General features: G+C 33.0%; 14 protein-coding genes. 9 read left to right on the top strand and 5 right to left on the bottom strand.

Annotation, left to right across the window (positions count from 1 at the left end):
- Window positions 1–139 precede the first annotated feature (139 nt).
- From aceA to ACOQOS_RS07310, 5 genes are all read left to right on the top strand, one after another.
- Window positions 140–1,417, top strand: a complete 1,278-nt coding sequence (gene aceA, locus ACOQOS_RS07330; protein WP_420574320.1) for an isocitrate lyase — start codon at window positions 140–142, stop codon at window positions 1,415–1,417.
- 238 nt (window positions 1,418–1,655) lie between these two features.
- Window positions 1,656–2,207: an RNA polymerase sigma factor gene (locus tag ACOQOS_RS07325; RefSeq protein WP_420574319.1), complete on the top strand. Its 552-nt coding sequence runs from the start codon at window positions 1,656–1,658 to the stop codon at window positions 2,205–2,207.
- A 5-nt stretch (window positions 2,208–2,212) separates the two neighbouring features.
- Complete coding sequence (locus ACOQOS_RS07320) at window positions 2,213–2,596, top strand: DUF6768 family protein (RefSeq protein WP_420574318.1); 384 nt, start codon at window positions 2,213–2,215, stop codon at window positions 2,594–2,596.
- A gap of 265 nt (window positions 2,597–2,861) precedes the next feature.
- On the top strand, window positions 2,862–4,139 hold the full coding sequence (gene rocD, locus ACOQOS_RS07315) for an ornithine--oxo-acid transaminase (protein ID WP_420574317.1): 1,278 nt from the start codon (window positions 2,862–2,864) through the stop codon (window positions 4,137–4,139).
- Window positions 4,139–4,609 carry a DUF5362 family protein gene (locus tag ACOQOS_RS07310; RefSeq protein ID WP_420574316.1) on the top strand — a complete coding sequence of 157 codons (471 nt, stop codon included), beginning with the start codon at window positions 4,139–4,141 and terminating at the stop codon, window positions 4,607–4,609. Before rocD ends, ACOQOS_RS07310 begins: the two co-directional genes overlap by 1 nt.
- Before the next feature lie 81 nt (window positions 4,610–4,690).
- On the opposite strand, the gene ACOQOS_RS07305 is transcribed toward ACOQOS_RS07310, so the two are convergent.
- Window positions 4,691–5,020, bottom strand: coding sequence for a CCC motif membrane protein (locus ACOQOS_RS07305; RefSeq protein WP_420574315.1), 330 nt, complete (start codon window positions 5,018–5,020; stop codon window positions 4,691–4,693).
- A 19-nt stretch (window positions 5,021–5,039) separates the two neighbouring features.
- Entirely contained in the window at window positions 5,040–5,351 is a 312-nt protein-coding gene (locus ACOQOS_RS07300) for a DUF2752 domain-containing protein (RefSeq protein WP_420574314.1), read from the bottom strand.
- Window positions 5,352–5,565: 214 nt separating this feature from the next.
- Between ACOQOS_RS07300 and ACOQOS_RS07295 the strand changes: the two genes are divergently transcribed.
- Complete coding sequence (locus ACOQOS_RS07295; RefSeq protein ID WP_420574313.1) at window positions 5,566–5,808, top strand: hypothetical protein; 243 nt, start codon at window positions 5,566–5,568, stop codon at window positions 5,806–5,808.
- A gap of 12 nt (window positions 5,809–5,820) precedes the next feature.
- Complete coding sequence (locus ACOQOS_RS07290) at window positions 5,821–6,375, top strand: Smr/MutS family protein (protein ID WP_420574312.1); 555 nt, start codon at window positions 5,821–5,823, stop codon at window positions 6,373–6,375.
- A 3-nt stretch (window positions 6,376–6,378) separates the two neighbouring features.
- Here ACOQOS_RS07290 and ACOQOS_RS07285 read toward each other — a convergent pair whose 3' ends face one another.
- The gene (locus tag ACOQOS_RS07285; protein WP_420574311.1) at window positions 6,379–6,897 is read right to left on the bottom strand and encodes a hypothetical protein; all 519 of its coding nucleotides are present in this window, start codon (window positions 6,895–6,897) and stop codon (window positions 6,379–6,381) included.
- Between the two features lie 147 nt (window positions 6,898–7,044).
- Here ACOQOS_RS07285 and ACOQOS_RS07280 point away from each other — a divergent pair, with 147 nt between their 5' ends.
- Both ACOQOS_RS07280 and ACOQOS_RS07275 read left to right on the top strand, forming a co-directional pair.
- A complete protein-coding gene (locus tag ACOQOS_RS07280; RefSeq protein WP_420574310.1) occupies window positions 7,045–8,193 on the top strand; it encodes a cysteine desulfurase family protein in 1,149 nt (382 codons plus the stop codon).
- Window positions 8,194–8,361: 168 nt separating this feature from the next.
- Window positions 8,362–10,197, top strand: coding sequence for a phospholipid carrier-dependent glycosyltransferase (locus ACOQOS_RS07275; protein ID WP_420574309.1), 1,836 nt, complete (start codon window positions 8,362–8,364; stop codon window positions 10,195–10,197).
- Here the strand turns inward: ACOQOS_RS07275 and ACOQOS_RS07270 are convergent.
- Both ACOQOS_RS07270 and ACOQOS_RS07265 read right to left on the bottom strand, forming a co-directional pair.
- Entirely contained in the window at window positions 10,194–10,838 is a 645-nt protein-coding gene (locus ACOQOS_RS07270; RefSeq protein WP_420574308.1) for a hypothetical protein, read from the bottom strand. The two genes, ACOQOS_RS07275 and ACOQOS_RS07270, sit on opposite strands and share 4 nt — an antisense overlap.
- A gap of 94 nt (window positions 10,839–10,932) precedes the next feature.
- A complete protein-coding gene (locus ACOQOS_RS07265) occupies window positions 10,933–13,353 on the bottom strand; it encodes a TonB-dependent receptor (protein WP_420575138.1) in 2,421 nt (806 codons plus the stop codon).
- Between the last annotated feature and the right edge of the window lie 35 nt (window positions 13,354–13,388).

Here is a 13,388-nt window from a genome sequence, read left to right as displayed (position 1 = left end):
TTATTTCTCTTATTCAGGTTTTCATATTAAACGTAGTTGAAATACACATTGAGCGTAGTCGAAATGAAAAACAATCCTGCGATTGCGGCAACAATCAACAGGATCTAATTATTAATAATAAATAACATAACACAAACTTATGAAATCTCAAGACAGAATTCAAGCATTAATAACAGATTGGACAACAAATCCACGTTGGAAAGGTGTGGAAAGACCGTATACTGCAGCAGAAGTAGTAAAACTGCAAGGTTCTTATAAATTAGATCACAGTATTGCACGTTTAGGCGCTGAAAAATTGTGGACAAAACTCAACAATCAAGATTTTGTGGCTGGTTTAGGCGCATTAACTGGAAATCAGGCTGTACAAGAGGTAGAAGCAGGTTTAGAAGCCATATACCTAAGCGGTTGGCAAGTGGCTGCAGATGCAAACTTGGCAGGCGAAATGTATCCAGATCAATCACTATATCCTGCGAATAGTGTTCCACAAGTAGTAAAGCGTATCAACAATGCATTATTACGTCGCGACCAAATTCAATGTGTAAATGAAGCAGAAAATAAACTAGATTACTTAGTACCAATTGTAGCGGATGCTGAAGCTGGTTTTGGAGGAAATTTAAATGCTTTTGAATTAATGAAAGCAATGATTGAAGCTGGAGCTGCAGGTGTACACTTTGAAGATCAATTAAGTTCTGCAAAAAAATGTGGACATTTAGGAGGGAAAGTATTAGTGCCAACACAAGAAGCGATTAATAAATTAGTTGCAGCGCGTTTAGCAACAGATGTAATGGGCGTTCCTACATTAATTATTGCACGTACTGATGCTGATGCCGCCAATTTATTAACAAGCGATATCGATCCGAAAGATGCAGAATTTGTAACTGGTGAACGTACGCATGAAGGATTTTTCCATGTAAACAACGGAATCAAACAAGGAATAGCACGCGGCTTAAGTTATGCGCCATATGCAGATTTAGTTTGGATGGAAACTTCCAATCCAGATTTAGACTATGCACGTGAATTTGCAGAAGCCATTCATGCACAATATCCAGGTAAAATGCTAGCCTACAACTGTTCTCCATCATTCAATTGGGCAGCAAAATTAAGTGTTGCTGAAATGGAAACATTCAGAGAAGAATTAGCAGCAATGGGATATAAATTCCAATTCATCACTTTAGCAGGTTTTCATGCGCTAAATACAAGTATGTTTGAATTGTCAAAAGCATATAAAGAAAGAGGAATGGCAGGATATTCTGAATTACAAGAAAGAGAATTTGCTTTGCAAAAAGAAGGATTCAATGCTGTAAAACATCAAGGTTTTGTAGGGACTACCTATTTTGATGCAGTGCAAAATACTGTTACAGCTGGTGCTTCGAGCACAGTTGCAATGAAAGATAGTACCGAAGTAGCTCAGTTTTAGATAAAAGAGTTAGTTTGATTTTTTCGAAAAAACCGCTTCACAGTCTATAGTGAAGCGGTTTTGTTTTTTTATTAAAAAGCAGAAATATTCAATACTAAAAAATACCTTAACCCAAACCCCAAAACCCAAACCCCAAAACTTTAAAACACATTCAGTATCTTTAAAAAAGAATAAAATCTTCAGAAGAAAATGAACCTTTACTACTTTTTTGCGTCATTAATACAGACGGAAGTTTTTTATGCATAAAAAAAATCACATAACGGATGGTGAATTGGTAGCGCAATACACAAAAGGTAATCAAAAAGCCTTGGCAATTTTGGTAAAGCGTTTTCACAAAACATTTTGTAATCACGCATATTGGATTGTCAAAGATGCAGAAGTAGCTAAAGACATTGCACAAGACAGTTGGAGTTTGATTATTGATAAAGTAGATACGTTACAAAATCCACAGCGATTCAAAAGTTGGGCATTGCGTATTGTACATCGAAAATCTATCGATTGGACACGTTCAATATCAAAACAAAAACAACAAACAAACGATTACAAAGTCACCAAATCCATACGTGATATTCCATCAACAGACACATCGCTGGTAAAGCAAAAATTAAAAGTTGCCATACAAGAACTATCGACAAATCAACAACAAATCGTCCGATTGTTTTATGTACATGAATATTCTTTAAAAGACATTGCTCGAATTTTAGAAATATCAGTTGGAACTGCAAAATCACGCTTATATCATGCTAGAGAACAATTAAAAAAACAATTAAAAAAACAATTAAAAAAATAGAAATTATGAGTACAATGGAAGATATAGATACATTAATAAAAGAAACACTTACGCAAGAAGAAGCAAAGTTTTATGAAGAATTAGATGAACAAGGTCTTTTAGGATCTATCGGAAGTATTTTTAAAGGAAAACTAGGCTGGTTAGCTGTTATTATGAACATTGTCAATTTAGGAGTTTTCGGATTCATGATATATTGCTTTATTCAGTTTTTTAACGTGACAGAAACAAACGAACTTATACAATGGGGATTGGGGATTGTAATTTGTGCAATGTTTATGTCAATGATCAAATTATATGCCTGGATGCAAATGGATAAACGTGCCATTTTACGTGAAATGAAACGATTAGAATTGCAAGTGTCATCATTGTCGTCTAAAATATCAGAGTGAGTTATAAGTAGTAGATTTGGTTGATAATGAATCCTTTCAAAGGAATGAAAACAAATTGATAAACCCACAAGGATTGTATTAAGAAAAGCTATAAATAAGCCAGTTGTTTAAAATCGAATACAATAAATTTTAATTCAAATTTAATATTTAGTATTTTGCAAGTCTCTAGGGATGATTTCTCTCCCACGCTGAATTTTCGATTCCTCGAAAGGATAAAGGTAGAGTAGGAATGGTTATTTTATGTATCATTTAAAACTTTATTAAAATGGCTGTTTTAGAACAATTAACATCTCAGCAAGCAATTGAATTAGAAGACAAGTATGGAGCGCACAACTATCATCCACTTCCAGTGGTTTTGAGTAGAGGAGAAGGCGTACATGTTTGGGACGTAGAAGGCGTAAAATATTACGATTTTCTTTCTGCATACTCAGCAGTAAACCAAGGACATTGTCATCCAAAAATTGTGAATGCGATGGTGTCTCAAGCACAAACACTTACATTAACGTCTCGTGCATTTTACAATGACATGTTAGGACGTTATGAAAAATTTGCATCAGAGTATTTTAACTTTGACAAATTATTGCCAATGAATACAGGAGCTGAAGCGGTAGAAACTGCTCTGAAAATCTGTAGAAAATGGGCGTACGAGAAAAAAGGAATCGCAGAAAATGAAGCAGAAATTATTGTATGTGAAAACAACTTCCACGGAAGAACAACGACAATTATTTCTTTTTCAAATGATCCTGTAGCACGTAAAAACTTTGGACCGTATACAGATGGATTTATCAAAATTGCTTACGATAATATTGAAGCATTAGAAGAAGCGTTAACAAATAATCCAAACGTTGGTGGATTCATGGTAGAACCAATTCAAGGTGAAGCTGGAGTTTATGTGCCATCAGAAGGATATTTAGCAAAAGCAAAGGCATTATGTGAAAAACACAATGTATTGTTTATTGCAGATGAGGTACAAACAGGAATTGCACGTACAGGAAGATTATTAGCTACTTGTGGAAATTGTTCTTGTGAGAAGAAAAATTGTAGCGATACGCCTGAAGTAAAACCAGATATCTTAATCTTAGGAAAAGCATTATCTGGAGGAGCTTATCCTGTATCTGCAGTATTGGCTAATGATGATATAATGAGCGTTATTCGTCCTGGAAATCACGGATCAACTTTTGGAGGAAATCCAGTAGCAGCAGCTGTAGCAATGGCAGCTTTGGAAGTAGTAACTGATGAAAAATTAGCAGAAAACGCATTCCAATTAGGAGAACTTTTTAGAAGTGAATTAAACAAATATATTGAAACAAGTAGTATTGTAAACCTTGTAAGAGGAAAAGGATTATTGAATGCAATCGTAATCAATGATGACGAAAACAGTGATACGGCTTGGAATATTTGTGTAGCTTTAAAAAACAATGGATTATTAGCAAAACCAACACATGGAAACATCATTCGTTTTGCTCCACCATTAGTCATGACAAAAGAGCAGTTACTAGAATGTGTTGCTATCATTACAAAAACATTAAAAGAATTTGAATAGTGCCAATACGACAAGAAGACAATTCAGTATTCGATAATTTCGAATTACGATTAAACGAAATTTCAAAAAAGTACTTGCGGGAAACTGCAAAATGGGCATTTATGCTCTCAATCGTAGGATTTATTCTTGTTGGATTATTCGTTTTGTTTTCAGTACTCATCGTAGTAATGTCTTCAGCATTTAATAATGCTTCCAATCCGTTTGAACGAGAAGGAATTCCATTAGCATTTGTTGGATTGATATATTTATTGATGGCAGTACTTTACTTTTTTCCTGTATTTTATTTATATAAATTTTCAAGAAAAATGAAAGCGGCACTAATCGAAAAAAATACTGAAGATTTAACAGCTGCATTCGCTAACTTAAAATCATTTTTTAAGTTTATAGGAATCACAATGTTAGTCATTATTGGGATTTATGTGTTGATATTTGGTTTTGCCATTATAGGCGGAATCGTTGCAGCAACGTAGTCGTAGATTACAAAATAATAACATAAAAAAGCGGATACATTTTTAGTGTATCCGCTTTTTTATAATGATAGTCAAAGTTGATTATTGACCGTAACGTTCTTGAATTAATCTTTGTAATTCTTCTTGATCTTGAAGTGCTTCCCAACCAAAAGTAGTTAAAGCCCAAATAAAGAATAACAAAGTAATTAGGTTAATTACAACTCCAATGATAGCTAATATTTTTCCAGTATTAACCGTAGAGAAGTTATCGTAACCATCAGGGTTTTCTCGGTATATTTTTGTGTCTTTCATTGCAAAAAAGATAGCAACAAGCCCTAAAATAAGTCCGATGTTATAAAAACAACAACCTACAATAGACAAAGCTCCTAGGACGACAATTAGCGTTGCATTAGGTAATTTTCTAGAATTCATATTTATATAATTTAGTTAGTTAATTAATTACATGTTTAATAATAAAATTGATCGCAATAATAACAAAACTGATAATTGCTAAATCACGAATAAGTCGCTGTGCATAATTAAATTTATAAAAAATATTCACACCGATAACTCCAAAAAGTAGTATTAGTGTATAAATTGCAGGATACATTTTAAAGGCTTCCACAAATTCACCTTGTAAAATTAACGCCAGCGAACGCTGAATACCACAACCAAAACAGTCAATGCCAAAGTACTGTTTTGTATAGCAAGGAAGCATATATTCTTCTAGACCAGACGAAGAAAAAAGCGTTAATAGAGTCACTACAATAATTTTTAAATTAGTTTCTATAAAGATAAAAAATACTTTTTGGCATTTCAATCGAGAGATAAGTAATTAATTCATCAAATTTGTTACGCAAAAATGTATATTTTTTTCAATTATATTGAAGATAGGTAGGTTTTAAAACTTCCGTTGGTTCAATAAATAGGTTTTCTGTGGAAGAATATAGTATTTTTGTACCTGTAAATTAAGTCAAGTGAAATTTAAAAATAAAACTACATTATATTTTCTATTGGTATTTATTGGAGGAGGAATATTGCTCTTTCGAGATTATATTGAAGGAGAAAAACAAATCGTAATTACGGTTATAGCAGTTTGTGTGATGATGTTTGGATTGTATAAAGTAACTTCTATGCAAACCTCAAACAAGCATAAAGCATATGATAATGAAGAGTATTTTAACAGAGAAAAATATGCTAAAGAAGAGGAAGAAGAGTAAACGAGATACGTTATGAATTTTCAAATAAACGATCAGGTTGAAACCATTGATGATATTATAAAGGGAAGAGTTACTGCTGTAAATGGAACAACAATTACCATTGAAACAGATGAAGGTTTTCCATTACAATTTGAAGCTGCAGAATTAGTGAAAGTTGCTGTTGATGAAATTGCTATTGATTTATCAAATCAAAAAATATACAATGCAATTCAGGAAAAAGAAGCTGCCAAAAAACCGAAACGTGTTTTAGAGAAAACTAGAAAAGAACGTGTAGAAACGGTCATGGAAGTTGATTTACACATTCATCAATTGACAAAAACCTATAAAGGAATGAGCAATTATGACATGCTAACATTACAAACCGATACAGCAAAGCGACAACTAGAATTTGCAATGCACAAACGTATTCCCAAAATAGTTTTCATTCATGGAGTTGGTGAAGGTGTTTTACGACAAGAACTTGAATACCTTTTTCGTAGATACGATAATGTGAAATATTACGATGCTAATTACCAAAAATATGGATTAGGCGCAACGGAAGTATATATTTATCAAAATCCGAGATAGATTTTACTCCAAAGGCGTAGTTACCATGCCGTATTCAAATTCAGCATAACGAACATCTTGTCCGTTAGTTCCAGTAAATACAACATCTTTAAGGATAATTAAATGATCATATCCTGTCAAAACAGTTCCTTCTAAAGCTTCAGTAGTTGTTACTTCTACGGTTCCAGAAACTGCAGTATATTCTAACGTAATACCAATATCAGAAGGTAATTCATCGCAGAAATAACCTGTAGTGATGTTACTTTCAAAGCTTCTGTAGTAACAGAATGCCTGACTATTTAATGTTTTTGTGCGTACTGATTCTTCATCTTCTGTAACTTCATTAATAATCAAATCGGCAGGCGCTTCTAAAATCAAGCTTTCTGAAGCATTAATCTTGAATAATAAAGTGACTCCAGATTGTATCGTACACGCATCTACATCAGCAGTAGTTGTCAAGTCAATTTCTTCTAGTGTTAAATCTCCATCATCACAACTAAAAAAAGTAAACGCAAGCACTAAGAGCAACAATATTTTTTTCATTAAATCTGTAATTAAAAATTTAGTATCAAACTGTAAAGCAAAAGTATAAGAAAACTCTATATTATTCCTAAACATATTGTTAATAATTTTATTTAGACTATTTTTGTGCATCTTTTTTAGACCCAACCCTATTTATATCAACTAAAAATGAAAAACGTATATTTTGATAGTGCAGCAACGACACAAATTCGACCAGAAGTTGTAGATCGTATAAAAAAAGCACTAGAAGAGAATTATGGAAATCCATCTTCAACACATAGTTACGGACGATCATCCAAGACGCTTATTGAAACAGCGCGTAAAACGATAGCTAAATATTTAAATGCTTCTCCGCAGGAAATCATTTTTACTTCCGGAGGAACTGAAGCAGATAATATGGCTTTGCGTTGTTCTGTTAGAGATTTAGGTGTTACCACAATTATTACTTCTCCTATAGAGCATCATGCCGTATTACACACGGTAGAGCAATTGCGAGTAGAAAGCGATATAAAAGTAGCTTATGTAAAATTGCAATCGTGTGGAACTCCTGATTATAATGATCTAGAAGCATTGCTAAAAGCAGATAATTCTAAAAAATTAGTGAGCTTGATGCATGTAAATAATGAAATTGGAAATCTTTTAGATGTAGATAAAGTTGCTGGAATCTGCAAAGAATACGGTGCTTTATTTCATTCAGATACCGTACAATCTATTGGACACTATGAATGGGATCTTCAAAAAACATCAGTTGACTTTTTAGCTGCTGCTGCACACAAATTTCACGGACCTAAAGGAATAGGTTTTGCTTTTATTCGTAAAGATTCAGGATTAAAACCATTAATATTTGGAGGTTCACAAGAACGTGGATTCAGAGCAGGAACCGAAGCTGTACATAATGTAGTAGGCTTGGAAGAAGCTTTTCGCTTAGCATACGATAATCTAGCAGAAGAAAAAGCATATGTTGAAGGTTTGAAAAAATACTTTATGGACGAACTTAAAAAAGTGATGCCAGAAGTGAAATTCAATGGAAACTGTCATGAAAATACCAAAAGCACCTATACTTTAGTTAATGTATGTTTGCCATTCGATCAGCAAAAAGCCTTGATGTTATTGTTTCATATGGATTTAAAAGGAATTGCTTGTTCTAAAGGAAGTGCTTGCCAATCTGGAAGCAGTAAAGGTTCACATGTGTTAAGAGCTATTTTGAGTGATGAAGATTTAGAAAAACCATCATTGCGTTTTTCGTTTTCAAAGTTCAATACCAAAGAAGAAATCGATTACTTGATTCAAACATTACACGAATACGCAAATTCGTAATATCACTAAAAAATCAGAGTAGTATAATAATACAAAGAGCGAGTTCAAAAAAAGAATTCGCTTTTTTTTGCACCATACTTACAAGTAAAATAGTCGTAATTATCTTTTAAATAATCTTTATATTGAGCATTATTTAGTACATGGTTATTAGAAGCCTTTAAAATTATAATGATAAAAAATAGTATATCAAATCCTAGATTTGTTAGCATCATTTACATCTTGATACTAACGCTTGCTTTTCTCAAAATATACACTAGTATTTTTGATGAGAAAGTAAGTCTTGTTGGTGATAATGTTAGTTATTACATTCTAGGAAACGCCATTGCAGATGGAGAAGGTTATACAAATATTCATCACAAAGAAAAAGAAGCGCATTATCACTATCCGCCAGGCTATCCGATGTTGATTGCTGCTGTGAGTAACGTGTTCTCAAATAATATTATTACGATAAAAAGATGCAATGGTGTTTTACTTTTTGGAGCTATTTTATTGTTATTCTTTATCGTAAAAAAACTTGCTGAAAATGATCATATTGCTTTTGCAACTTCAATTTTAACAATTCTCAATTATCATATTTTAGGTTTCTCTACAATAATGATGAGCGAAATTCCATTTCTATTTTTCTCCTTACTTTGCTTATGGATATTTTTAAATATCAATTATTCAAAACCAGTTTTTAAAAATTGGCTTTTCCTTTTATTGATCATATGTGTATCTTTTTCATTCTACATTCGTTCTGTAGGATTAGCATTAATTGTGAGTTTTGCAGCGTTTTTATGTCTAAAAAAACATTGGCAATATTTATTTAGCCTACTAGGTGGTTTTGTTATATTATATTTGCCTTGGATGATTCGAAATAGAGAGTCGTCAGGAAATACTTATATTTCTCAATTACTATTGAAAAATCCATATCAACCAGAATTGGGTCAAGTTGATTTTTTAGGACTTTTTGAACGTGTTTTTTTAAATATTGAAAGGTATATCGCTAAAGAAATTCCTTCAAGTGTCGTTTTTTCAGGAGATATTACATACACCAATACTTTTTCTGTAACAGCATTTTTATTGGGTTTTTCTATCATTGCTGTAATCATATTTGGGATATTTAGACTCAAAAAGTATAGAACATTCATCTTTTTGTACATTCTAACATTTTTTGCATTGCTAATGTTATGGCCAAGTGTTTGGTATGGAACACGCTTTTTATTACCCGTAATTCCTTTGTTAATTTTTCTAATAGTTTACGCAATTGCTGAGTTGTTGAAGGCGCTCAGTGATCAAGTCATTACTAAACAAAAAAAGTACTTAATTTCAGTTTTGACTATAATCATCTTTGGAAGTTGGATTTTTATCTATGGAACAGGATCTATATCAAGCTTAAAAGAAAAAGCCGAAGGCGTATACAATAGTAATTATAAAAACTATTTCGCTATTGCGGAATGGATTCGTGATAATACTGATGAGAACTCAGTAACTTCCGTTAGAAAAGAAGGAATATTTTATTTATTCTCCAAAAAAAAGGTGACCAATTACTTGCGGACTTTAGATGAGGAAGCGCAAATTGAATATCTAAAAAGTAAAAATGTAACTCATGTAGTGGTTGATCAATTAGGATATTCTTCCACAAGCAAATATCTACTTCCTGCAATTGATAGGTATCCAAACAAATTTAAAACAATCAAAGAACTCAAAAATCCAAATACATATTTAATGAAGTTTGAACCAACGCTAGGATATTGGGGCGATTGGAAAAACAATAAAAGAAACGGTTTCGGAACTTATGTATGGGAAGATGGTCAAAAATATGAAGGCTTTTGGAAAGACGACGTACGACACGGAAAAGGTACAGTATTCTTCAATAGCGGAGAAAGTCTATCAGGAGTTTGGGAAAACGGTAAACTCAACGGAGAAGTCGTCAAAAAAGATAAAAATGGTGTTGTTACTGAAAAAAGTATTTACAAAAACAATATAAAAATCCAAGTCATAAAAGAAGCAGATAAAACTTAACGTTTCTCTTCATAAGGAAATTTTCTACTCGCTTTACGCATCATTTTATCAATAATTGCTGAGGTGTTTTTTCCAGACTTACGATTGATGGTTTTCTCATAACGCCACAACAATTTTCCTGTATTCTTGTCACTCAGTTTAATGATGATTTTACCGTAATCAGACTTTCCTTTTAAAAAAGTAATCAAGTCAAAAGAAGTGTCAACTTCCTTAGAAAGCAATAAGCGAGATGTAAGCGAACCATTAATGATAGCATCTACTTTTAAAATTTTACACAATTCCTGAGGCGCGTAAATATCAATGTTTTCTGAAGTAATTCCTTCTTTCTTTAAAATACGATTAGTGGTATTGATGTCTTGAAATTCAATCTTTAATTTCTTTTTTCGTTTTCGGTTTAAAAAATAACTTTCCAACGCTTGTTGTACAGCAACACCTTCTTCTTGTGCTAACTTTTGAATCTGTGCTTCGCTGTAAGAATCTTTGTCAGACTTAAGATTTAATTTCGTTTGAAAAGGTAAAATAGCAATTATCTTGTGATCTTTTGAAAGCTCTTCAAACTTATCACTTAGGTAAATCTTTTTCTGTGCGTTACTTTGTTGAATCCCGAAGAATACAACTAAAAGTATAACAATCTTTTTCATTTTAATTTATCTTTTCAATTTCAAAAAGCAGTCTATAATTGTAAATAGAGTTTATTAGTGAGATCAAGTCCCAAATTCCTTCTAAAACACTTAACTAAAATCGCATTCCCATTTTTACATTAAACACACGTCCTGTTAAGAAATTTGGAATTCCAAACTGACGTTTTGTATATACATCACGAACCCAAGTATTAGTAATAGAGTTTTGCGCATCAAATACATTGAAAATTTCAAAACCGACATTCAATTCCTTAAAAGCAGAAAGCCAGTGACCTTTGTCATATTGTCTCTTCTGATCTACCAAGACATATGAGAAACCTACGTCTGCACGCTTGTAATCAGGTAGTTCACTCTGAAATAAATACGGATCAGAATAACTTGGCGATCCACCAGGTAATCCTGTATTATAAGTCAGATTTAAGTATAATTTTAAATTAGGAATCTTTCGCATATAATCTTGAAACAACACAGCAAACTTCAAACGTTGATCAGTTGGTCTGCTAATGTAACCACGATTATTGATATTTTCTTCGGTTTTCAAATAACCAAAACTTACCCAACTTTCTGTTCCAGGAACAAATTCACCATTCAGACGCATGTCTAAACCATACGCATAAGCTTTAGAGATATTATCAGCACGATAACGAATACGTACATTTTCAATAGTATACGCATTTACATCTGATAGGTTTTTGTAATAAGCTTCAGTTGTCAATTTAAAAGGTCTGTTCCAAAGCTTAAAACTATAATCATTTCCTAATACAACATGAATTGATTGCTGCGCTTTTACATTCGGATTTACTACACCATCAGCGCCACGTAATTCTCTGTAAAATGGTGGTTGATGGTAAAATCCTCCCGACAAGCGGAATAGCATGTCCTGTTTCCAATCTGGTTTGATGGCAATTTGCGCTCTCGGACTAACAACAGCTTGTGTCTTACTTTGAATTCCATCTCCATTTACTGTCCAACTGTGTGCGCGGACTCCAATATTGGTATATACTTCATGATTGCCAAGCATAGATTGTTTACTCCATTGAGCAAATCCAGAAACGCGATCAATTTGTGTATTATTTCTAGCTCTAACTGTTTGGAAAGGTACTAAAGGACCTTCAAAAGCATCGTATGGCTGATTGTTTATAAAATCAGGTAATGGTGGACGAATGGAGAAACCAGCAGAATCAATCACTTCCCATTCAATTAAACGGTCGCGAATATCTTCATGCGTGTACTTAATTCCCCAATCTACTTGGTTTTCGTCACCATCAATCTCATACGTTCCTTTGTGTTCTACATTAAAAATTAATGCATCTAAATCGTTTCTACCATGATTGAGTTGCGAACCAATTCCTTCACTAAATTCTACATTTCCTAAATCTTCATCTCCAATATTTGAGTTTACTTCACCCAATCGGTATTGTGCTAAAATATCAAAATGTTCTTGCTCAGTAGTATGATACGCAGAAGCGATGAATTTTAACGTTACATCATCATTCAAAAAATAATTTGCTTTCAAAGCTCCAAAATACGTGCGGTAACGATCTTCTTCTTGACCTTCGTAGAATACTAATAATGCTATAGGATCTTGTAATGTTCCAAAATTTGTTTGTCGTGTTAATGGTTCGTAATCGTAATCATTAAAAGCGACGTTTCCTAAAAAGTTCAAGTGAAACTTATCTGAAAACTTATACGTTAAGTACGTTTGAAAATCTACAAAACGCGGTCTAAAATTCGTTTCTGTTTGTTTACTATTTACCAACAAACTGTTGTCGCGGTAACGAATTCCAGAAATTGTAGAAAATTTACTATCGTTACTTGACGTTTCAATAGAAGCACTTCCGCCAAGAAGACTCAAATTAACTCTTCCGCCAAAGCGAACAGGTCTTTTATAAGTAATATCTAATACAGAAGAAAGCTTGTCACCAAACTTAGCTTGAAATCCTCCAGCAGAAAAATCTACATTTTGAACCATATCTGAATTCACGAAACTCAAACCTTCTTGTTGTCCCGAACGAATTAAAAATGGACGATATACTTCAATTTCATTTACATACACAAGGTTTTCGTCGTAGTTTCCACCACGTACTGAATATTGTGTACTCAATTCATTATTATTATTAACACCAGGAAGCGACATCACTAAATTCTCTACTCCGGGATTTGCACCGGGAATTAAGCGAACTGTTTCAGCAGAAAGTGTTTGAATACCTTCTACGGCTTTTCGTTTTCGAGAATCGAGGACAACGGTTCCAATATATTCTTCAGATTCAGACATTACGGGATAAAAATCGTAATCTTCACCATTCTTTAAATTCAGGGTAAGTTTTATAGGTTTATGCGAAATATGCGAGAATGTAATCGTTATTTCTTGATTCGCCGGAATGGTAATCATAAAAAAACCATTCTTGTTGGTTTGTGTTCCTTTATCTGCCGAAGTTTTAATATTTACAGCTTCAATAGGTTTATTATTTGCATCTAAAATAACTCCTCTCACGGTAGCAGTTTGCGCAATCATAAAATTAGCAAACAATAAAAAACTCAAGAAAAGTA

It is taken from the genome of Kordia sp. (genome assembly GCF_965224175.1).
GTDB lineage: Bacteria > Bacteroidota > Bacteroidia > Flavobacteriales > Flavobacteriaceae > Kordia.
This window is presented reverse-complemented; position numbering and strand designations above follow the sequence as displayed.

Bases quoted from the DNA above. Each gene is read 5' to 3' on its own strand.
- aceA (WP_420574320.1), top strand. From the start codon at position 140: ATGAAATCTCAAGACAGAATTCAAGCATTAATAACAGATTGGACAACA.
- ACOQOS_RS07325 (WP_420574319.1), top strand. From the start codon at position 1,656: ATGCATAAAAAAAATCACATAACGGATGGTGAATTGGTAGCGCAATAC.
- ACOQOS_RS07320 (WP_420574318.1), top strand. From the start codon at position 2,213: ATGAGTACAATGGAAGATATAGATACATTAATAAAAGAAACACTTACG.
- rocD (WP_420574317.1), top strand. From the start codon at position 2,862: ATGGCTGTTTTAGAACAATTAACATCTCAGCAAGCAATTGAATTAGAA.
- ACOQOS_RS07305 (WP_420574315.1), bottom strand. From the start codon at position 5,020: ATGAATTCTAGAAAATTACCTAATGCAACGCTAATTGTCGTCCTAGGA.
- ACOQOS_RS07290 (WP_420574312.1), top strand. From the start codon at position 5,821: ATGAATTTTCAAATAAACGATCAGGTTGAAACCATTGATGATATTATA.
- ACOQOS_RS07285 (WP_420574311.1), bottom strand. From the start codon at position 6,897: ATGAAAAAAATATTGTTGCTCTTAGTGCTTGCGTTTACTTTTTTTAGT.
- ACOQOS_RS07280 (WP_420574310.1), top strand. From the start codon at position 7,045: ATGAAAAACGTATATTTTGATAGTGCAGCAACGACACAAATTCGACCA.
- ACOQOS_RS07275 (WP_420574309.1), top strand. From the start codon at position 8,362: ATGATAAAAAATAGTATATCAAATCCTAGATTTGTTAGCATCATTTAC.
- ACOQOS_RS07270 (WP_420574308.1), bottom strand. From the start codon at position 10,838: ATGAAAAAGATTGTTATACTTTTAGTTGTATTCTTCGGGATTCAACAA.
- ACOQOS_RS07265 (WP_420575138.1), bottom strand. From the start codon at position 13,353: ATGATTGCGCAAACTGCTACCGTGAGAGGAGTTATTTTAGATGCAAAT.